17 protein-coding genes are annotated in these 22,432 nt (G+C 47.2%); 7 read left to right on the top strand and 10 right to left on the bottom strand.

From position 1 onward, the window contains the following. Positions 1-8: 8 nt before the first annotated feature. From H1A11_RS07665 to H1A11_RS07630, 8 genes are all read right to left on the bottom strand, one after another. Entirely contained in the window at positions 9-476 is a 468-nt protein-coding gene (locus tag H1A11_RS07665; RefSeq protein ID WP_117600891.1) for a hypothetical protein, read from the bottom strand. A 34-nt stretch (positions 477-510) separates the two neighbouring features. Beyond that, positions 511-1,812, bottom strand: a complete 1,302-nt coding sequence (locus H1A11_RS07660) for a GNAT family N-acetyltransferase (RefSeq protein ID WP_181757974.1) — start codon at positions 1,810-1,812, stop codon at positions 511-513. Between the two features lie 420 nt (positions 1,813-2,232). Beyond that, entirely contained in the window at positions 2,233-3,900 is a 1,668-nt protein-coding gene (locus H1A11_RS07655) for a long-chain fatty acid--CoA ligase (RefSeq protein ID WP_181757973.1), read from the bottom strand. Between the two features lie 115 nt (positions 3,901-4,015). Next, positions 4,016-5,467 (bottom strand): potassium/proton antiporter, encoded by a 1,452-nt coding sequence (locus tag H1A11_RS07650; RefSeq protein ID WP_181757972.1) that lies wholly within the window; start codon positions 5,465-5,467, stop codon positions 4,016-4,018. Between the two features lie 94 nt (positions 5,468-5,561). Next, positions 5,562-6,869, bottom strand: a complete 1,308-nt coding sequence (locus tag H1A11_RS07645) for a PAS domain-containing sensor histidine kinase (protein WP_181757971.1) — start codon at positions 6,867-6,869, stop codon at positions 5,562-5,564. After that, positions 6,859-8,229 (bottom strand): sigma-54 dependent transcriptional regulator, encoded by a 1,371-nt coding sequence (locus tag H1A11_RS07640; protein WP_138346435.1) that lies wholly within the window; start codon positions 8,227-8,229, stop codon positions 6,859-6,861. The genes H1A11_RS07645 and H1A11_RS07640 overlap by 11 nt, the downstream gene beginning before the upstream one ends. Before the next feature lie 310 nt (positions 8,230-8,539). Further along, entirely contained in the window at positions 8,540-9,277 is a 738-nt protein-coding gene (locus tag H1A11_RS07635) for a hypothetical protein (RefSeq protein WP_044468800.1), read from the bottom strand. After that, positions 9,252-10,058 carry a metallophosphoesterase gene (locus tag H1A11_RS07630; protein ID WP_174646842.1) on the bottom strand — a complete coding sequence of 269 codons (807 nt, stop codon included), beginning with the start codon at positions 10,056-10,058 and terminating at the stop codon, positions 9,252-9,254. Before H1A11_RS07630 ends, H1A11_RS07635 begins: the two co-directional genes overlap by 26 nt. A gap of 284 nt (positions 10,059-10,342) precedes the next feature. Here H1A11_RS07630 and H1A11_RS07625 point away from each other — a divergent pair, with 284 nt between their 5' ends. From H1A11_RS07625 to H1A11_RS07610, 4 genes are read left to right on the top strand one after another with little or no spacing between them, the layout of a single operon-like run. Next, the gene (locus H1A11_RS07625; RefSeq protein ID WP_181757970.1) at positions 10,343-12,658 is read left to right on the top strand and encodes an FtsX-like permease family protein; all 2,316 of its coding nucleotides are present in this window, start codon (positions 10,343-10,345) and stop codon (positions 12,656-12,658) included. 24 nt (positions 12,659-12,682) lie between these two features. Further along, positions 12,683-13,366, top strand: a complete 684-nt coding sequence (locus tag H1A11_RS07620) for an ABC transporter ATP-binding protein (RefSeq protein WP_174646841.1) — start codon at positions 12,683-12,685, stop codon at positions 13,364-13,366. 21 nt (positions 13,367-13,387) lie between these two features. Further along, positions 13,388-15,691, top strand: a complete 2,304-nt coding sequence (locus H1A11_RS07615; protein ID WP_181757969.1) for an ABC transporter permease — start codon at positions 13,388-13,390, stop codon at positions 15,689-15,691. 22 nt (positions 15,692-15,713) lie between these two features. Next, positions 15,714-18,017 carry an ABC transporter permease gene (locus H1A11_RS07610; protein ID WP_181758084.1) on the top strand — a complete coding sequence of 768 codons (2,304 nt, stop codon included), beginning with the start codon at positions 15,714-15,716 and terminating at the stop codon, positions 18,015-18,017. An 86-nt stretch (positions 18,018-18,103) separates the two neighbouring features. Here the strand turns inward: H1A11_RS07610 and H1A11_RS07605 are convergent, their stop codons facing one another. Continuing rightward, positions 18,104-19,459: an MATE family efflux transporter gene (locus H1A11_RS07605; RefSeq protein WP_181757968.1), complete on the bottom strand. Its 1,356-nt coding sequence runs from the start codon at positions 19,457-19,459 to the stop codon at positions 18,104-18,106. A 118-nt stretch (positions 19,460-19,577) separates the two neighbouring features. On the opposite strand from H1A11_RS07605, the gene H1A11_RS07600 reads away from it, so the two are divergent. The 3 genes from H1A11_RS07600 (at position 19,578) to H1A11_RS07590 (ending at position 22,074) form a co-directional block, all read left to right on the top strand. Continuing rightward, the gene (locus H1A11_RS07600) at positions 19,578-20,225 is read left to right on the top strand and encodes an HAD family phosphatase (RefSeq protein ID WP_138346353.1); all 648 of its coding nucleotides are present in this window, start codon (positions 19,578-19,580) and stop codon (positions 20,223-20,225) included. Positions 20,226-20,294: 69 nt separating this feature from the next. Beyond that, on the top strand, positions 20,295-21,116 hold the full coding sequence (panB, locus tag H1A11_RS07595; RefSeq protein ID WP_025832138.1) for a 3-methyl-2-oxobutanoate hydroxymethyltransferase: 822 nt from the start codon (positions 20,295-20,297) through the stop codon (positions 21,114-21,116). Beyond that, positions 21,097-22,074 carry an MFS transporter gene (locus H1A11_RS07590; RefSeq protein ID WP_117964549.1) on the top strand — a complete coding sequence of 326 codons (978 nt, stop codon included), beginning with the start codon at positions 21,097-21,099 and terminating at the stop codon, positions 22,072-22,074. Before panB ends, H1A11_RS07590 begins: the two co-directional genes overlap by 20 nt. On the opposite strand, the gene H1A11_RS07585 is transcribed toward H1A11_RS07590, so the two are convergent. Continuing rightward, a complete protein-coding gene (locus H1A11_RS07585) occupies positions 22,050-22,421 on the bottom strand; it encodes a diacylglycerol kinase family protein (protein ID WP_117600877.1) in 372 nt (123 codons plus the stop codon). The genes H1A11_RS07590 and H1A11_RS07585 overlap by 25 nt on opposite strands. Between the last annotated feature and the right edge of the window lie 11 nt (positions 22,422-22,432).

Genomic DNA, 22,432 nt, shown 5'->3' with positions numbered 1-22,432 from the left:
ATAGATTTTCAGACTAATTTAAAACGCATTCTCCAACGCTTGGCTTCTTCGTCCCAATCGTGACTGATGATTTTGAAGGTTCCGATTTCTGATGTATTCTCCACATGTACTCCGATGCAGAGGCATTCGTCGTAATCGCCTACTTTCACGACACGTACCGTTTCCGAAGCACCATCGGGCAGGCGTTCCAAGTCGAAACGTCCTTGCGCTTCCTCTTGCGTAATGAATTCTGTTGTGACGGGCAGCTGTCGGGCGATTACCTCGTTTACGGCCTCTTCCAGCTTCTCTATTTCTTCTTCCGTGGGGCAGGCGGCAAGACGGTAGTCCAGCTTGCTTTTCTTCCGTTCTATGTGTGCTGATATGGAGCGGCTGCAACCGAATAACCTTATCATAGTCTGGTTGATGATGTGCTCCGTTGTATGCATAGGAGGGTACTCCTGCTTGTTGTGGTCATTGAGATGAGGTTGTTGTTCCATGTATAATTTCAATAGTTGATATATATTTGATATTTTATTGTTTGAGGTTGGCCAGCACTTCTTCTTTCAAGATGCTGTATATATGTATATCTGTATATTCTCCAGAAGCCAGCAGTTCTCCGCAACGTTCTGTTCCCTCATGGATGAAACCGAGGCGAACCGGTACTGCGTTGCTGGCTGCATTGCCCACGGCACAGCGAATTTGTATCCGCTTTATCTCTTTTTCTTGTACGGCCCACAGACACAGCTTGCGGACACTTTCAGTAATGATGCCCCGGTGCTGGTATTCCGGCAGTAGCCAATAGCCGAGTTCTGTACGGTGGTTGTCGAAATCGGAGAAATGGAAACCTATCAGTCCGCAGATTTCATGCTGCTGGTTCCAAATACCGAATATAGGTTCATTTCGTTCGGCAGGAGCAGATAGTACCTGACGTAAAAAAGCTTCTTCATCAGCTGTTGTGCGCATATTATCCACAAATGGCAGCCATGTTTTTAAGTAATCTCGGTGTGTGTCGATGGCATAGTAGATGGCTGCGGCATCTTCCATTCTGATTTCCTGCAGATAAATGTCCGGAAGGATGGGGAAGGAGATGGGAGAGGGGAGGATATGTACGTCTCTTGATTGGGAAAGCTGTATCCTTTCCTTGATTTTTCCCCAGGCATGTGTATCGAACAGACAGCTTTCACGCATGGTGTGATACATCTCCTTGAACCGGGACATGGGGATAGTGAAGCTCAATAAGTCCGCTTCGAAGTATGGGCGGACGGAGGGGTCGAAGAATCCCAGGAAAGTGCGTTTCTCTTGTTTCCGGTTTTCAATGATGGTTTGGGTAATGACGGAGCAACAGCCGGAGCCGAATGGGGCTGCCACGGCATCCAATGCATTGTTGTCGAAGAAGGTCCATGTCACCAGTCCGGATAGAATGTCAGGAGTTGGCAGGAACAGCACGCCTTCCACCTCGTCAAAGGAAGGTATCTTGTCTATGCGGGCAAAATGCAGATAGGCTTTGTCCGCTTTGGGAATCTGTAGCTCATTGACAAAATCTACCACCATTTCGGGAGTCCTCTTGTATTTCTCTTTCAAGGAGACAAAACCCGGGACGCGCTCGGGCATTTCTGTAAATCCGGTATAGAACTTGCCTCCTCCGCAGGTGATTGTTTCGTTGCTGAGACTGACGGTTTTGCCGTCTCTGACTTGTTTCATGCATTTGAAGAGACAACCGGTTACTTTCTCTGTAGATGCCTCCATTCGGTCTGAATACCAAAAGGCGATGGGGAGTTCGGCATGTTGGCCGAAAGCTTCTTGATAATTGGCAATAAATGTGTGTATATCCATGATGCTCGGATGATATATGTTTTTCTGTTTCTTGCAAATATAATGAAAATGGTGACATTTTATTCTTTTTAACGGAAAGTACGGGCATAAAAAAAGGAGTACCGCTGTACTCCAACCTTTGTTAACCTTAAATCTAATACTATGAAAAACACATTACAAAGATACGGACTTTTGATAAATCTGCAAATTATCCAACTAAAAAAGTATGTTTTATAACACTTATTAGCCATTTATTCCTTTGCTTCTATTTTTGTTAACAAAAAGGATGCGAATGTGTCAAAAGCACATGAAGACTTTTATAATGTTATAATATTAGGCGCGGATTACGCGGAATAATGCGGATTCAATAAACTAAATCCGTGAAATCTGCGTCATCCGCGCCTAAAATAAAGCGTTAAAGAAGGTTTTGACACATTCCCCTTACCCTTTTACTTCCTGATACATAAATCTTTTAATGCTCTTCTTTGCCGTTTTCTCGAACTCCTCGAAGTGTATCTTGACTTTTGTTATCTGGCAGTAGGCCGGTAATTGCAGATTCAATTCATTCCGATTGTCCTCCATAACCTTTTCGATGTCCGATTGTTCCATACCATGGGCGAATGCATCGTCAAAATCCGGATAGATAAGAGCCACGAGCTTGTCTTTCTGTAATACGATCAGTGATTCGGACACATAGGGCATGTTGTTCAGTTTGCTTTCAATCTCCTCGGGGTAGATGTTCTGACCACTGGCTGTGAGCAACATGTTTTTGCTGCGTCCGCGGACAGTGACATATCCTTCGGTATCCATCGTTGCAAGGTCGCCGGTGTGCAGCCAGCCGTTTACATCGATGATTTGGGAAGTCGCTTCGGCATTTTTGTAATAGCCCAGCATCAGATTGGCACCTTTACAGATTATTTCTCCTGCCACGTTCTGAGGGTCGGGAGAGCCTATCTTTACTTCCATGCGGCTGGTTGCCTTGCCACAAGAGGCCAGTTTCAATGTTTCCCAGCGGCTGGAACAAATGATGGGGCCGCATTCCGTCATTCCGTATGCAATGGTATAGGGGAAACCTATCTGCTTCAAGAAGCGTTCCACTTCGGCATTGAACGGTGCCCCTCCGATGATTATTTCATCGAAATTACTGCCGAATACTTCCATTGCCTTTTTGCGCATGTCGGCCTTGATTTTGTCGTTGACGATGGGCATCCGCAATAGCAGCTTGCCTATTTTATTGTCTATCCGGGGCAGGATATCCTTCTTGATAATCTTTTCTACGATAAGCGGTACACACGAAATGACCCGTGGCCTGATTTCGGAGAATGATTGTGCAATAATCTTGGGAGACGGCATACGGGTAAGGAAATACAGATGGGCGCCTGCGGAAAAACCGTATAGAAAATCGTACACCATACCAAATACATGTCCCAGAGGCAGCATGGATACAATATGGTCGCCCGGACGTACAGGAAGCATCTCATGGCAATATGCAACATTGGACCAAAGGCTGCGATAGGGAAGCATGACCCCTTTGGAATATCCCGTCGTGCCCGAAGTATAGTTGATGACAGCCAGTTCTTCGGGGGATTCCTCCTTGCGGTAACTGATATGCTCGGGGCGGAAATTCTTGGGGAAACGTGTGCCATAGAGGACGTTGCGATGTTCGAAAGCCTCCATCAGCTGCTCGTTGCGGCAAACTACCGGAGTGAAGTCCGTCAGCAGTACGATACCCATCAGCAGGGGCATTGCCTCTTCATTGAGGTTTTCCCATGCCCGGTCGCCGACAAACAGCAGCTTGGCTTCGGAATGGTTGACGATGTTGTGGATATTGTCGGCTTTGAACTCATGCAGAATGGGAACGATGACAGCTCCATAGGTAACCGTCGCCAGAAAAGCGACTGCCCAGTGTGCACTGTTACGTCCGCAAACGGCAATCTTGTCACCGGGCCTGATGCCGGCGCTTTCCAATACGATATGGAATTTGGCTATTTTCCGTGCTACATCTTTGTATTGTAGTGTAATTCCTTTGTAGTCTGTCAGGGCGTTGCGATCCCAGTTTTTAATAATGCTTTGTTCTATATAATCGATGAACCCTTGTTCTTGTTCCATTCAGCTGCTGCACACTTTAGTTAAAACTGCGCAAAGATAGGTCTTATAGTGATGCAAAGCAAATAGTTTCCGTTTTTTTCTTGCCCTGAAACGGATAGAAACTTATCTGTAATTCTTATTCCTTGCTATTTTCCGAAATAAGAAGCAGCTTGTCGCCTACATGCAGTTTTAATGTTCCGTTCGGGATGAGGTACTCATCGCCACGTTTTACAATCATCACCAGTGTGCCTTTGGGCAGGTTCATGTCTTTCAGGGTATCTGCCTGGTCCAGCATTTCTTGTGTAATGGTCATATCGTGCAGGTTGGAGTCAATCTCTTCGGGCAGCTCAACTCCGAAATCATTTCCGGTCTTTTCCAGCGGGGTGGAGAGGCCCAGCAGCCGGGCTACCCAGGAGACTGTGGTACCCTGGATGATCAGTGAGACGATGGTTATGAAAAATACGATGTTGAAGATGACATGGGCACCGGGCACATTAGCCACCACGGGATAGGTGGCAAAGATAATGGGTACTGCGCCACGTAATCCTACCCACGATACGAATAGCCGTGACTTGAGGGTGATTCTCTTGCCAAAAGGCAGCAGGCAGAGAAAAACGCTGAGAGGACGTCCCACAACAATCATGAAGACGCCGATGAGCAATGCCACGACTGCCACTTCCAGCATCTCATGGGGGTTGACGAGCAGACCGAGGCAGAGGAACATGATGATTTGGAAAAGCCAGGTCAGTCCATCCATAAAAGTATAAATCTCTTTCCGGTGCATGATTTTGTTATTACCTACCATCATTCCGGCGATATACACGGCCAGGTAACCGTTACCTTTCAGCAGGTCGGTGATGGAGAAGGTGAAGAATACAAAGGACAGCAACAGGATAGGATAGAGTGCCTGGTTGTCTATATTCAGCCGGTTCAGCATAAGGATAGCCAGCTTTCCGAGGAAATAACCGGTTGCGGCACCGACAATGAACTGTATGGCAAAAGAGCCTAATATCTGGGGAACTCCCATTCCGGAGGACTGGATGAATTGAATCAGCACGATTGTCAGCATATATGCCATCGGGTCGTTACTACCGCTTTCCAGTTCCAGCATGGGGCGCAGATTATGCTTCAGGTTCATTTTTTGTGAACGCAGAATGGCGAATACAGAGGCTGAGTCGGTAGATGACATAGTGGATGCAAGCAAAAGGGAGGTTATCAACGGCAGGTGGATGTTGGTCCAGCTCATGCCGGACAGCCACCAGATAAATAATCCGGTAAAGAGGGCCGTGAGCAGCACTCCTGCAGTTGACAAAACAATGCCGGGAGTCAATATGGGCTTTATCTCCGTAAACTTGGTGTCCATGCCACCGGAGAACAGAATGATGCTGAGTGCAACCATGCCGATGAACTGTGCTTCCTTGGCGTTGTGGAACTGCAATCCCAATCCGTCACTGCCGAACAGCATGCCGACGACAAGAAAAAGCAATAACGCAGGCACTCCGAAACGATAGCCGGTCTTGCCGACAATGATGCTGACAAAAAGTAATACAGAACCTATAAGTAGTATGTTTCCTGCTGTAAATATCATAAATTCTATGCTATATAGTTTGAAATGTGATGTTTCTTATGTCTAATAGTACAAAGATATGCATTGTGTTTAACAAATACAAATCTAAAATAGTTCAATTGAACTTTAAAATAAAGGTGGTTTCTTTACTGGGCAATAAGGATAAATTTCCACCGGAAAGCCTCATTATTTGCCGGGAAATACTCAATCCAATACCGCTTCCACCCTCTTTGGTCGTAAAGAAGGGGATAAATATGTGTTCGGCAATGTCATTGGGAATGGCAGGTCCGTTGTTGGAAATTTCTATCAGTATGGCTTCCGCTTCATTGCAGTAGGCACGTATGTTGATATGTCCTTCTTTATCTGTATTTTTATCCGATTCGATGGCTTGTATGGCATTTTTCAGTAAGTTGATGACTACTTGTGATACCAGGTTCTCATCGGCATATAGAATAAGGTCGCTTGGCGCGATGTCCATATGAAAGGTGACCCGAACATCGGGGTGCTGGTGACGGGCGAGTTCGACCATCCGTCCGATAAAACTTTTTACGTAGAACAAGGATGGTTCGGGGGTGGGAATACGGGTGAATTTCCGGTATGATTCCACAAAAGAGAGCAGGCCCTTGCCTGTACTGCTGATAGTCTGCAGGCCGTTTCTGATTTCTTCTTTGGAGGCTTGTGCCTCGGTCAGTCCCAGCAGTGTATCGCTCAGGGAGGTTATGGGAGTGACGGCGTTCATTATTTCGTGCGTCAGTACGCGGGTAAGCCTAATCCAGGAATCTATTTCCTTTTCATCTAGCTCGTTGTTGATGTCGTTCAAGGCGAGGATGCGAAGATGCTCTTTACGGACTGTAATGTCGCTGACGCGGACAGACATGTTTACAGTGCCTCGTTCGTTGTTGAAAGGCATTTGCAATTTGTCTCCCGGGCGGCAATTGGCAAGAAGGGACGAAAGACGCGGATCCACGCGGTTCAGCTGGCTGACGTGGGTAAAGACATTGAGGCCCAGCAAACGGAGGGCTTCACTGTTTTTTTGATATACGGCACCATTGTCGTTCAGGACAAGGATACCGGTATTCACGCAGTCCAGAATGAGTTCGTAGTACTTTTCTTGCTGGGCTGTTTCACTTTTCACATTATAAAGTATATGGGCAACCCGGTTCAATGCACGGTTCACGAGGCGTGCGTCGGCAGTGTTTTCCGTTTCGGAGAAGTGGATGGCATTGTCGTTGTTTTCGATGGCGTCGAGCATGAAAAGCACCTTCCGCACATGATGGCGGTATAGCCTTTGCTGCCAGTACAGGGCTATGGGAAGCAGCGCAGTGCAGAACGCGCCCCAAAATACGTCTACAGTCCACATCACCCCTGCAAGGAGTGCTACTGCCAGACTGACGGCAACGCGGAATGAATAATTAAAGGCCATACTTCTTCATTTTGTTGTACAACGTCTGGCGGGTGATACCCAGCTGTGCGGCGACGGCAGAGAGATTTCCGCTGCATTTGTCGAGCGTCTTCCGTATCATCTGCATTTCCATTTCTTCGAGCGTGGATGCGGTTGCTTCGGGAGTGCCGGTTCGCCGTGCCAGCTGGAACAGTTCTGCAGGAAGGGTTTCGTTGTCACAGATGATAATGGCTTTTTCGATGGCATGTTCCAGTTCGCGGATATTGCCGTACCAGGGGTGGAGCGTAAGCTTCTCGCAGGCGCCGTCCGTCAGCTTGACGGGGGGCTTGTCATATTGCTTGCAGAAGCGGGCGATGAAAAGTTCTGCAAGGGGGATGATGTCTTCGGGCCGCTCGCGCAACGAGGGTATCTCAAGATGTATCGTGTTGATGCGGTATAGCAGGTCCTCGCGAAATTCGCCTTTTGCCACCATCTCGGGCAGATTGCGGTTTGTAGCGCAAATCAGCCGTATGTCTACGGGAATGGGAGTGTTGCTGCCTACACGGACAATGCTGCGGCGTTGGATGGCGGTCAGCAGTTTGGCTTGCAGATGGTAGGGGAGATTGCCTATTTCATCGAGAAAGAGGGTGCTGTGGCTGGCTGCTTCGAACTTGCCGGCACGGTCGGCATGGGCATCGGTGAAAGAGCCTTTCACGTGGCCGAACAGTTCGCTTTCGAAAAGGCTTTCGGTGACTGCACCCATATCCACACTTACCATGTCCTGCCGGTTGCGCGGTGAAAGGGAGTGGATTTCGCGTGCCAGCATCTCTTTACCGGTGCCGTTCTCGCCCGTAATAAGAATATTGGCATCGGTAGAGGCCACTTTTTCCACCAAGAGGCGAAGTTGCTGCATGGCGGAGCTGTTTCCCCAATACATGTTGCGGATATCCGCAAGCGGGTGGTTGTTTTCTGCCGTACGTCTGGCATTTGGGCCGTTGGCCGGAGATTTTGTTTCAGAAGCTGATACGGCATTCAGTAAGGTTTCCACCAGTTTCTGATTGTTCCAGGGTTTCACGACGAAGTCTGTGGCTCCTTCCTTGATTCCCCGTACGGCAAGGTCAATGTCGGCATAAGCGGTAAACAGCACTACGGGCAGGGTGGGACATAGCTTCTTTATTTCATGGAGCCAGTATAGTCCCTCGTTGCCGGTGTTGATGCCCGAGGTGAAGTTCATGTCAAGAAGAACCACTTGCCATGACTTTTCCCGCAATACGCTGGGCAGGGTTACGGGAGAGGGAAGTGTGATTATCCCTTCAAAATATGGCTTCAACAAAAGCTGCAAGGCGGTAAGTACGCCTCGGTTATCATCGACAATCAGGATGTTTCCATTTTTTTTTGCCATAAACTATTTCTGTTTTCTGCAGGCAAAGTTAATGATTTATCTGCATTATATTCGGTAAATCTCTCAGTTTTCAAAGTATTAAGATTCTCCTTCTCATTTAGCAAATCCTTATGCCGCTTTATTTTATATTTTTGCTTACTAAGAATTAATCGTCCGACAGTTGTTGAATTATCGTCCGACAGCTGTCGGACGATAATTCAACAACTGTCGGACGATAATATAACGATTGTGGGACGAATAGATTTAAGTAAAACAGAAATTAGTTGGCAGCAACTTTAGTAAGAGTTCATGGCGGTACTGAAAAAAGAACTTATAGCAGTTGCAGTTTGATGCCAAACGACAAGCTCAGATAATCCTTGGGTTTCAGATATTTGTTGGTGAAAGCGCTGACTACATATAGGTCACATGTACTTATTTCATAGAAGAAAGTGATTTCCTTGGCCGTGAACCGTCGTTGCGGGTCGATGTCGTAAGTGATGCGCTGTCCTAAGAATACATGGATGCGTACCTTGGAGGAGAAACCATAATATCCTTTAGGGTAGCGTTCCGGCTCATTGACCCAGAATTCATCGCCGAATACCGTGTTCAGATACATGCCGCAAGCCAGTGGTTCTACAGAAAAACGGCTTTGTTTTATTTGCAGGCTCCAGGGAAGGTAGTTCTGCTTGACGGTGAATGTCAGCTTGGTACGTTTGGAGTCATATTTGGGCAATACTCCGAAGAATACGTCTGTTTCCCATTGGTTTCTTCTGCCGTAATCCCATCCGGTACCGAATGACAGCAACCCCATATTGCCGGCAAACTGAATTTTGGTGTGCGTCGGAATCAAGGCCTCCCAATGCCTGCGGTAGCGGTGTACGCGGCGGTCATAACGGTTCTCCCTGGTTCGGCTTTCAATGACGGCATCCGGTTGCGGGTCCATCCATACAGTATCGTGTTCTATGATGAAGATGGTATCTCTCTCTTGTGAAAAAGCAGAAAAAGAGCATACTGACAAGAAGACGACGGCACATGCCAGGTGATTAATAATATGCCACTTCGCGTTCATATCCGTCGGGAGTTATGGTGAATATATAGTAATTGCGGTTCTTCATGCAGTCGCTCATGTAATACATTATCCCGTCTTCAAAGAGGTCTTTCTCAAAGCGATGGTGTTCGTGTGCGGATGTACAGAACTGCAGTCCGGGAAATTCCTTGATGTAACGTTGGAATACGTGTGCCACATTATTGTTGAACTCGTTGCAGAACGGGCGTATGTGCATGGACACAACGGTTTTATCGAATTCCTCTTCACGGTCGCTTATCTGTGCGGCAAGAAATTCAAAGTCGGGAATGGGGCGGGAGTAGTCAAATTCGATGGCGTTGGTATTCAGGCAGACAAACTTTACCCGTCCTGCAATGAAGGAGAAATTGGGGTCTCCGAATATTACGCGATAAGTCTCTTCGCCCGTGCCCAGGCAGTCGTGGTTGCCGAGAAGTACCACATAGGGTATCTTGAGTTTGTTCATAATGTCCCGTTGCCAAAGGAACTCGTTTGTTACACCGAAGTCACTGACGTCTCCGCCATGAATGACGAAATCTATGTCGTTCCGCTTGTTGAGGTGGCTTACAAAGTCGTCGGTCTCGTCATACCAGCGCTGGGAGTCACCCATTGTTACGAACCGGATTGTTGTCTTGTTTTGGCAGTTCTGCTCTATTTGGGCAATGTTGTGGGCATTGACATCGGTTTCACCGCTGATGTGTACATCGTAAGGGTGATAATCTATCATGTCGCAGCCGGCCATGAGCAGGCATAGGAATGAAGGATATAAGAGTTTGGGGAATTTCATGTGCAGGTGCTTCATATTACGTTTATACTCTATCTATAGAAAACGGTGTACAAAGGTAAAGTTTTCATTCTTATGGATTCTTTTCTAATTTCCTTTTTTTTTGTTCTATGAGGCTGAACAGAGATTCGGCCTCTGTCTAATTTTTAGACGGGAGTGTCTAAAAATTAGACACTTTTTTCTTCTTTAATTATGAGATGTATGCTGATAATCAGGTTTGTGCATTCTTTGGCACGCTTTCTGCAATATAGAAAGCAAGAAAATATATCTAATAAACGATAAACGGAATGAAACAAATCTATTATGTAATTCAGACTTTGCTGCGGGGACGTGGTTCGAATATCATCAAGGTCATTTCTTTGGGATTGGGATTGACGATGAGTATTCTGCTTTTCTCCCGCGTGGCATATGAACAGAGTTTTGACACTTGCTTCAAGGATTATGATAACTTGTATCAGGTATGGTCGATATTCTCGGTGAAAGGAGAGAAGTTTGAGCCTCAGGAGTGGAATTGCGGTCCCGTGGCAGGGGCCATTTTGGAGAACTTCCCCAAAGAGGTGGAGTCGGCAGTAAGTTTGAGCACGTCTATGGTATCTGCTCCTCTTTACAATGGAAGCGTGCGTCTTGATGACAGGAAGATTGCAGCCGATTCGCTGTTCTTCCGTACTATGGGCATCGACGTCCTGAACGGCAATCCCGAAAAGGACTTGGTGCAGAAGGATATTATTTTCTTGAGTGAACGCTTTGCAAGGAAAGTGTTCGGTGAGGAGAATCCCATAGGGAAAACGCTTAATTATGACCATCAGTTTGACCTGACGGTGAAGGGAATCTATGCCAATTTGCCTGAGAACGCCACAATCAATCCGGAAGCGGTTATCTCGATGCCTACCTTGTGGAGCCGCAACTGGAATAACTACTCGTGGAGCGGGGGAGACAGTTGGGTAGAGTTTATCCGTTTTCGTCCCGGTGCCGACAAATCTGTTGTCAATGCGCGTATTGATGCCATGATAGACAAATATCGCCCGGCAGAAGATAAGAAAGAGTACGGCTACACGGCTTTTGTGCAGCCCATCCGTGATACATACCGCAATTATGATGATGTGCAGCGGATGCGTGTCATCATGAGCATTCTTGGTTTTGCCATTCTTTTCATTGCGGCGTTGAACTATGTGCTGATTTCCATTTCTTCTTTGAGCTACCGCGCCAAGTCGGTAGGCGTACATAAATGCAGCGGTGCGAGCGGTGGCACGGTTTTCAGCATGTTTTTGCTGGAAACGGGTATCATCATTGTGGCGGCATTGCTGCTGATGGCGTTGATAATGCTCAACTTCCGCGATTTTGTGGAAGACACGGTCGTTGTAAAGCTCTCCACCTTGTTGGCTCCGGAGCGTATCTGGGTACCGTTGTCGGTAGTGCTTCTGCTGTTTATAGTGGGAGGCGTGTTGCCGGGCCGGCTCTTTGCGCGTATTCCCGTGTCGCAGGTGTTCCGCCGCTATACCGAGGGGAAAAAGGGGTGGAAGCGTCCGTTGCTGTTTGTCCAGTTTGCAGGCGTGGCATTCATCAGTGGATTGATGTGTGTGGTGATGTCGCAATATCAGTATGTACTGAAAAAGGATATGGGGTATAATCCCAAGCAGATAGCCATAGGCAATGCCTACTGGGATAATGAAGCGACGCGTGACGCGGCTTATCAGTTTTTCAAGGGATTGCCCTACGTGGAAGCGGTGTCCAGCGCCAACAGTACGCCCATTAGCGGATATAGCGGTTCGATGATTCATAGTGAGAGCGGGCAGGCACTTTTCTCTTGCCGTTCTTCTTATTTCATGCGCGAGGACTTTCCTGCTTTGATGGGCATGACTATGAAGACGGGACGTATGGCGCGCGATAAAGAGGAAGTCGTGGTGAACGAGACCTTTGCCGAGATGATGCGTTGGGGAGACGACGTCGTGGGCCGTACGGTATATACCGAAGGGAATACATTCAAGGTCGTAGGGCAGTTGAAGGATTTCCAGATAGAGAGTTTCAGAACCAAGAAGATGCCTTTCATAGCCCGTGGGAACAAGAATTTTTATGGAACGGTACATGTTCGTTTGAAAGAACCCTTTACCGAAAATCTGCAGAAGTTGAACCACGATGTAGCCGAGGCTTTCCATGACCAGACCATTGACTTTACCGGTTATGAGAAAAGGATAGAGAACAGCTATAATTCTGTCCGTGTATTCCGCAATGCCACTTTGATGGCGGCAGTGACCATGTTCTTCATCATGCTGATGGGGCTGATTGGGTATACCACCGACGAGGTGCGCCGCCGCAGTAAGGAGATTGCCATCCGTAAAGTGAACGGGGCAGAGGCTTCCGGTATCTTGGAAATGCTGTCGAGGGATATACTTGTGGTGGCGGCTCCGGCAGTTGTCATCGGTACGGTATTGGCATGGTATGTCAACGGAATGTGGATGGAACAGTTTGCGGAGCGTATTCCCATCAGTTGGGCAGTATACGTACTGGTAGTGATGGTCAATTTGGTGATTATCGTAGCCTGCGTACTTTGGAAGTCCTGGCGGATAGCGAACGAGAATCCGGTGAATAGTATTAAGAGCGAATAAAACAATATTAAAACATTAAATATCATGATTGAGATTAACAACATCAGCAAAGTATTCCGTACTTCGGAAGTAGAGACGGTAGCATTGAATCACGTAAACCTCGATGTAAAGGAGGGAGAGTTTGTAGCCATTATGGGGCCGTCCGGTTGCGGCAAATCCACCTTGCTGAATATTCTGGGACTACTGGACAATCCTACTGAGGGCAGTTACAAGATACTCGGCCAGGAAGTGGCAGACTTGAAAGAAAAGGAACGTACACGCGTACGTAAGGGGAAACTGGGATTCGTGTTCCAGAGCTTCAACCTGATAGACGAACTGAACGTCTACGAGAATGTGGAACTTCCCCTTACGTATCTTGGCGTAAAGGCGGGTGAACGTAAGCGTATGGTAGAGGATATACTGAAAAGAATGAACATCAGCCACCGTGCCAAACACTTCCCGCAACAGCTTTCCGGCGGTCAGCAGCAACGTGTGGCGATAGCCCGTGCGGTCGTAACCAATCCCAAGCTGATACTCGCCGATGAGCCTACCGGTAACTTGGACTCCAAGAACGGAGCTGAGGTGATGAATCTGTTGACAGAGTTGAATAAAGAGGGTACTACGATTATTATGGTGACCCACAGCCAGCACGACGCCTCGTTTGCACACCGCACGATACATCTTTTCGACGGTAGTGTGGTGGCAAGTGTGGCAGCGCAGGATTTGTAACGGACTTTTAAAACAACTTCCATGAGACAACTATATTACACTCTCCAGACATTGATACGAGGAAAAGGCTCCAACCTCATCAAGATTGTTTCTCTGGGACTGGGGTTGGCAGTCAGTATCCTCATTTTTTCCCGTCAGGCATTCGAGCTCAATTATGATACCTGCTACAAGGACCATGAACGTTTGTGTCTTGTCAAAACAGTATGGTATTACAACAACGAGTATCATCCTTCGCACATAACTCTTGGACCGGTGGCTGGTACTATTGCAGAAAACCTGCCTGACGAGGTGGAGAGTGTTACCGTCACTCAGCAATGGTGGAGCAATTCGGCTTGGTTTGCCAATGAACGCCGTTTCCAGACCAATGCCATGACGGCCGATTCTTGTTTCTTTGCCACTATGGGCATTGATGTTGTCAGTGGAGACCCTCGCGAGCTGAATAATCCGGAGGTAGTCTTCATCAGCAGGGAGCTGGCCGGCAGCATGTTTGCCGATAAGAATCCCATCGGGCAGACGGTGGTCTATAACAAACAGATGCCAATGACCGTGAAGGGCATTTTTGAGGATTTTCCCGAAAACTCCAGTTTCTATGGAAGTGGTGTCGTGATGTCTTTGGCTACCTCCTTCAAGCATCATTGGGGATACTGGGGATGGGGAGGTGGAGACAGCTATATGTCCTTTGTCCGTCTGCGCCCGGGGGTGCAACTGGACGATGTGAACACCCGAATAGAGAAACTTGCCGAGCAGGTGCGCAAGAGCGATGATGTATTTATCAGTCTGGTTCCGATAAGGGACTACCGTATGGAATTTGGTATCAGTACCATGCGTATGGTATGGATTCTGTTGACGCTGGGAACCGCCATACTTTTTATTGTGGCGATGAATTATGTGCTTATTTCCATCTCAGCCATGAACCGTCGTGCCAAAGCTATAGGCGTACATAAATGTAGTGGGGCAAATACGGGAACTATTTTCGGTATGTTCTTATGGGAGACCGGAGTCATCATGCTTTTTTCCTTGCTGCTTGTAGCGCTGCTTCTATTTAATTTCCGTGAGCCGTTGGAGGACATGCTCGACGTTAGTCTTGCCGGTCTTTTCTCTTGGGAAAACATTTGGGCACCGCTTTCAGTGATAGTCATTTTGTTTATGATAGGCGGCATGTTGCCCGGGCAGCTTTTTGCCCGCATTCCGGTGACGCAGGTTTTCCGCCGGTACACCGAAGGCAAGAAAGGCTGGAAACGTCCGCTCTTGTTTGTGCAGTTTGCCGGTACCTCCTTTATTTTCGGCTTGTTGGGGCTGGTGCTTATGCAGAGCCATTACATCACCAATAAAGAACGTGGATTCGATTACCACCGGGTGGCTTATGCTTCGGGCGTATCCTTTGACTCGAATGCGGAAAGCGATGCCAATCGTAGTGTGATGCTTTCTTTGCCTTATGTGGAAGATGGAGCTTGTAGCAGTAATCTTCTTACAGACGGATTGAGCGGAGAAGGGGTTACGACTGATAACGGGCAGTGGATGAGCATGCGTTGGGTGGAATTTGGCAAGGACTATGCCCCGTTTATGAAGTTGGAATTTGCGGAAGGCAAGAATATGGATGCTCCTGGGCAGATATTGGTCAATGAAACATTTTTGAAAATGATGCATTGGGAAGATAAACCGATAGGCAGGCAAGTGCGCAACGGCGATCGCATAGCGGGCAATATTGTAGGTGTACTGAAAGACTTTGCCACATCCAATGCCGCTTATGTGGCGGTGCAACCTATGTATGCAACTTATCTTGACCGATTTTCCGGAAACATCCAATTACGTCTGAAAGAGCCTTTTGACGATAACCTCAAGCGTTTGAATGAAGACATGGAAAAGCTGTTTCCCACCCGTGACATTGTATTTTCCTCGTTCCAAAAGGTCATTGACGACCAGAACAGTACCGTCACGGATTTCCGTAATGCAGCTTTACTGGCTGCCATAACCATCCTTTTTGTTACGTTAATGGGGTTGATTGGCTACATCAATGACGAGATACAACGCCGCAGCAAGGAAATTGCCATCCGTAAAGTGAATGGTGCGGAAGCGTCATCCATTCTCCGGTTTTTCTCGAAGGATATATTCTGGATATCCTTGCCGGCCGTTTTTCTTGGAGGGCTGGGAGCCTGGTATATAGGCGGTGTCTGGATAGAGCAGTTTGTGGAGGGAGTGGATTTTGGTATCTGCGGATTCTTGCTTATTGCATGCATTGTACTATTGCTCATCATCGGTTGTGTAGTATTCAAGGCATGGCGGATTGCCAATGAGAATCCGGTAGACAGTATCAAGAGTGAATAAAGAATAACTTCAGGAAATTATGATGAGTAGTCACATTTATTATACATTGCAAAGTTTATTGCATAGACAGGGGACCAATGCCATTAAAATCGTATCGTTAGCATTGGGACTGTTGATGTCCGTATTCCTATTTGCGCGGATTGCATTCGAGTTGAATTTTGATAGCTTTTATCATGATCCGGATAACCTTTATATTGTGAAGACGGGTTGGATGAAGAATGGTGTATTGGAAGGAGGAGAGAGTTTCTACACCATTATTCCGATTCCTGGCATTATAGCTGAAGAATTTTCAGATAAGGTGCAAGGGGCTACGGTCAGTTGTTCACTATTCGATGACGATTATAAGTTGGGTAACCGTCCGTTGGAATTGAAGACAGTGATTGCTGATACGCTCTATTTTTCTGTTCTCGGTTTGGATGTAGTAAAAGGAAATCCGCAGGATTTAGCGAATCCAGATGTAGTTTTCCTTTCAGAAACGGCAGTACGGCAGGTATTTGGTGATGAAAATCCCATAGGTAAGACTGTGTCATACGATTTCTGGGGGCATGAAGCTACTTTGCTTGTTAAAGGTATTTTTCGGGATGTTCCTTTGAATACTTCTTTGTATAAGCGTCCCGAAGCAGTTGTGTCTTTCTCGAATATAGAGAAGTACACGCAGTGGGGAATGGGATGGCAGAGTGGTGGGAATTATGACGGTTTCGTTCGGTTACGCAGTCCGCAAGATGCCGATTGGTTGAACGAACGGATATCAGCGGCTGTCGCACGGCACTTGCCATCGGATAGCGGGCTGGAACTGTCGGTCCATATTGTACCTATCCGCAGTGTGCATCTGGGTGAAGCGCAAGTCCGCAAAATGGTTTGGATTATGTTTTTCTTGGGTGCTGTGTTACTTTTCACCACGACGTTGAATTATGTATTGATTTCCATTTCTTCGTTGACACAACGTGCCAAAGCGATAGGCGTACATAAATGTAGTGGTGCATCAGGTGGCAGTATCTTCTGTATGTTTCTGGTGGAAACGGCGATAGTAATAAGTGCGGCATTGTTGGTAGTCGGAATATTGGTTTATGTCTTCCATGAGCGGATGGAGGAGTTGGCGGCAGTCCCTCTTGCCGTATTGTTCGATTGGCAGCATTTATATGCGCCTTTGGCGGTAGTGGCGGTCTTGTTTGTTTTTGGAGGATGCTTACCTGCCATGCTCTTTGCCCGTATTCCCGTGACGCAAGTATTCAGGCGTTACACTTCCGGCCGCAGGGGATGGAAGCGGGTATTGCTCTTCGTACAGTTTATGGGTGCAGCATTCATTATAGGTATGATGCTGATGGTGTTCTTGCAATACCGCTATATGGTAGGGCGCGACCGTGGTTGGCGACCGGAACGTGTAGTGTCTATCTTCCAGAGAAAAGTGAATGCAGATCTGTTACGTACACAACTTCGTAACTTGCCCTATGTAGAGGCGGTTGCCTCGGCCGAACGCTCTATAACGGGCTTTGGAGCCAATCGCCCGATACTTGACGCTCAAGGCAACGAGATGTTCTATCCGCGTAATTCGTGGTTCGATAGTGACTACTTGCCTTTTATCGGTTTGAAATTGAAAGAGGGACATAACCTCACAGGAAAACACCAACTGCTGGTCAACAGCACGTTCTGTGAGAAAATGCATTGGACGGACAGCCCCATTGGCAAGCAGGTGAATGATTATGGTACGGTGGTAGGTTTGTTGGATAGTTTTGCATTTGTCGGCTGTACCAACGACAGTGAAGCCGTTATGATAGAATGGTTTGAAGGTACCGCATTTTGTCTGGAAGCCCGTCTTAAAGAACCGTTTGATGACAACCTGCGCCGACTGAATGAGGAAATGAGCCGTCTATATCCACAAGATGACCTTGTGTTCCGTTCTATGGAGCAAATGTTGGGCAATTATGCCGAATCTGTACGTGTCTTCCGCGATGTCACTTTATGGGCATCTGTCACCATTCTTTTTATCATTTTAATGGGGCTGGTGGGATATGTGGATGATGAAATACGTTTACGTTCCAAAGAGATTGCCATTCGTAAGGTGAATGGAGCGGAAACATCCGGTATATTGCGATTGCTGTCGCGTGATGTGCTTTGGATTGCCATACCGTCTGTAGTGCTTGGAACACTTGGAGCTTATGAGGTAGGGCAAATCTGGATCAGTCAGTTTAGTGATGTGGTACTACTGCCTATCGTCGGATATATCAGTATCGGCTTTTTGTTGCTTGCATTTATCGTGGGATGTGTAGTGATGAAATCATGGCATGTTGCCAACGAAAATCCGGTAAAGAGCATCAAGAGTGAATAAGATATTTTCCCACTTGGATGGCCTGCTCAAGGTAAACACATCATGCGTTTGGGGTGTATGGATGATGTGTTTTCCGGGATCCACCGTTAATCTTTCGTAAATCTACTCTTGACAGATAATCGGGTATTATATATCCATAAAGCTATAACAGCCGTTACAAAAGCAAAGAAGTCCGATACCGGCATACATATCCAGATGCCGTCCAGCCCAAAGTAATGCGGGAATATCAGTAGTCCCGGCAACAGATACAGTAATTGGCGTGTCAGCGATAAGAAGATACTGATTTTCGCTTTCCCGATGCTTTGGAAGAAATTGCCGATGACAATCTGTGCGCCTACCAGCGGGAATATGGCTACGGCAATGTGCACGCCTCTGGAAGCAATATCTATCAACTCTTCATCACTGGTAAAGATGGCAGATATGGCATGGGGGAACAATTCGCAGATAAGGAAACCTGTACTGGTGATACATACTCCGGCAATGATGGTCAGACGCAGGGTAGCCTTCACACGGTCGTGTTTTTGCGCACCGAAGTTATAGCCTACAATCGGTTGCATTCCCATCGTCAACCCCAATACAATCATTACATAGAGTACCAGCAGCCGGTTGATAATGCCATATGCCCCGATGGCCATATCGCCTCCGTACTGTTGGAGGCTGTTGTTTACGATAATCACAATGACACATGCCGTAACATTCATTAGGAACGGTGACATACCGATGGATAATATACTGCTGATGATGCGTTTTTTCATCTTCCAGAACCCCCGTTGCAGACGTACCACACTTGTCTTTTGCAGGAAATGGCTTACTACCCACACCATGCCGATGAACTGCGAGATGACCGTTGCCGTTGCAGCTCCCCGTATTCCCCAGTCAAATTGGAAGATGAAAATGGGAGCGAGGATTATGTTACAGACTACCGTTACCATAGACGTAAGCATCGCTTTCTTGGGATATCCCGTGGCACGCATGATATTGTTCAGGCCAATCATGGTATAAGTGACGGGGGTACCCAGTAATATCACCTGCATGAAGTCGCGGGCATATGGCAACGTATCATTGCTGGCACCGAAGAAGCGCAGAATATCATCCAGGAATATGAATGAGATGCCGCCGAATATGAATGCATTGACCAGGCAGAACATCAGTGTGTTTCCCAGGACTTCGGTAGCTCCGTCCAGGTCTTTCTGTCCCAGCCGGATGGATGAAATGGTAGAGCCGCCTGCCGATACCATCGTACAGAAAGCTACGACCAGATTCATCAGAGGGAAGGTGATGGCAAGTCCGGCAATGCCCATGGGACCTACGCCATGGCCAATGAAAATGCTGTCGATGATGTTGTACAACGAAGTAATCGTCATGCCTATAATGGCCGGAATGGAATACTGCACAAGCAGTTTGCCAATGCGCTCGGTTCCTAATATATGCGGGTTGTTCATTTGATATGAGTCAATTAAGGAGTGCAAAGATAAGAAATATTTGTTTGGTTCGCAGATTATTCTCACCTTTGTGCACTATAGTGTTTTGGTATTAACAGATTTAGGTAAAAGAAAGTTTATGGACACAACAAAAGCAACCGCCGTACTTTTTGATTTCGACGGCGTGGTGGTAGACACGGAGACACAGTACAGTCACTTCTGGCATGAAATGGGAAAGCAGTATTTGGGTATGGATGATATTGAAGGTAAAGTGAAGGGCCAGACGCTGGTCTATATTTATGACACCTTTTTTCCGGGCATGGTGAAGGAGCAGACTGAAATTACAGAACGGTTGAACCGCTTTGAACAGGAAATGTCATTCGACTTTATTCCCGGAGTGCTTGACTTCATTGCCGACCTACACCGGAATGAGGTGAAGACTGCCGTAGTGACCAGCTCCAACGAAGCGAAGATGGCAGCTGTCTATCGGGTTCATCCCGAAATAAAGACTCTTTTCGACCGTATCCTTACGGCCGAGATGTTTACGGCTTCCAAGCCTGCACCGGATTGTTTTCTGTTGGGTATGGAGGTTTTCGGCACAACTCCCGACACCACATATGTATTCGAGGATTCCTTCAACGGGCTGAAAGCCGGCATGGCTTCAGGAGCTACCGTTATAGGGTTGGCAACCACCAATTCCCGTGAAGACATAGCCTCGTTGTGTCATTATGTATTGGATGACTTTCAGGGTTTCACTTACGATAAATTAACTCAATTGTACAAGTAATCAGAAAAAGGATTACCTTTGCGCCGAAAATTAAATTGAGTAATTGTAAATTGCCAAATTGTAAATACTATCATGGGTTATATTTCAGACGACACTCGTAAAGTGACTACACATCGCCTTGTTGAAATGAAGCAAAGAGGCGAAAAGATATCAATGTTGACATCTTATGACTATACTATGGCGCAGATTGTAGACGGTGCCGGTGTAGACGTGATTCTGGTGGGAGATTCCGCTTCCAATGTAATGGCAGGCAATGTCACCACGCTTCCCATCACGCTCGACCAGATGATTTATCATGGCAAATCCGTGGTTCGCGGTGTGAAGCGTGCTATGGTCATCGTCGACATGCCTTTCGGCTCTTATCAGGGCAACGAACTGGAGGGATTGGCTTCCGCTATCCGTATTATGAAAGAAAGCCATGCCGACGCCCTCAAACTGGAGGGAGGCGAGGAAATCATCGGTACGGTGAAACGTATCCTTAGCGCCGGTATTCCTATCATGGGACATCTCGGACTGATGCCCCAATCCATCAATAAGTATGGAACATATACTGTCCGTGCCAAGGATGATGCTGAAGCTGAGAAACTGGTACGCGATGCGCATTTGTTGGAAGAAGCCGGATGCTTCGGACTGGTATTGGAGAAGATTCCCGCCGCATTGGCTGCCCGAGTGGCCAGTGAGTTGACTATACCCGTTATCGGCATCGGTGCCGGTGGCGATGTGGACGGCCAGGTGTTGGTGGTTCAGGATATGCTGGGTATGAATAACGGTTTCCGTCCTCGTTTCTTGCGTCGCTATGCTGACCTGCATACAGTGATGACGGATGCCATCAGCCGTTATGTATCTGATGTGAAGAACTTAGATTTCCCGAATGAGAAAGAACAGTACTAACAAACTTATGACACTCAATTTTTGGCGGATGTGTACGGCAAATCTGTTGCTGTACATATCCGTCTATATGCTTTTTCCTTTGCTCCCTTTTGTGATGGGAGAGCAGTTGGGTGTTTCCGTCGGACAGGCGGGCAGCATGTTTCTGGTTTTTGCGGTGGCCATGTTTGCTGTCGGTCCTTTTCATGCCTATCTGGTCGATGAATATAAAAGGAAGCACGTGCTCCTTTACTCCACACTCATTATGCTGGCGGCTGTTCTGGGATATGCCTTTGTGGATGGTTATACGAAATTTCTGCTGCTTGCCGCTGTGCAGGGAGTATGTTTCGGGCTGGCAACCACAGCGGGCATTACGGTGGCCATCGACATAACGACTTCCACACGCCGCAGTGCAGGAAACATGGTATATGCATGGGCTGCATGCTTGGGCATGCTGGTGGGTGTTATGTTGGGCATTGGAATGTATAAGATGTATGGTTTCCGTATGGTGACCTATCTGTCCGTAGCGGCCGGACTGGCCAGCATATTTTTCGCATCGAGGGTATATGTGGCTTTCCGTGCTCCGATAGGCGTGTCGCTGTGCAATATGGACCGTTTCTTATTGCCGCGTGCATGGGTACCTGCCATCAATATGCTGCTGATTGCTTTTGTACCGGGAGCATTGCTACCGCTGATGTTTGTGGGCGATTATTGGTCATTGGCGGCATTGGCTGTACTGGTGTTCATTACAGTCCCGTTCATGAAGATGTTTGTCAAATTGTCGCACCACTGCCAGCGTGGAACGGCAAACACCACTTGCCATTTGTTTATGGAAGCAGGGCTGCTGGTGGGCATGGCTGTGGCTTGCCACCTGATGGACAGAGTACAGATATACCATGTGGCATCTGTTGCTGCTATGCTTGCCGTATTTTTCTTTGTGCTGCTGACCTATCCTTATTATAAGAAGAAGCGGGTGAGGTAAGGGATAAATACAATCAATCCTATAATGGCCGCCGTTGCAGCACATACCAATACTGCTCCGGCGGCTATGTCTTTTACTTGCCCTGCAATGGGATGTCGTTCCGGAGAAACCAGGTCGACCAGCTTTTCAATGGCGCTATTGAACAGTTCAGCTGCTATCACCACTCCGATGCAAAGAATAACAATCATCCAATCGATCCGGGTAATCTCCAATAAGAATCCGGCAATCACCGTAACCACTGTGGCAATCAGATGGAAGCTCAGGTTCTGTTCTTTTCCTATGCAGCACCGGATACCTTTCCAGGCATATCCGAAACTGCGCAACTGCTTTTTAAAGTCGTACTTCATGGATTATCGTT

This window comes from Bacteroides sp. CACC 737, assembly GCF_013874375.1.
Taxonomy (GTDB): Bacteria; Bacteroidota; Bacteroidia; order Bacteroidales; family Bacteroidaceae; genus Bacteroides; species Bacteroides uniformis.
This window is presented reverse-complemented; position numbering and strand designations above follow the sequence as displayed.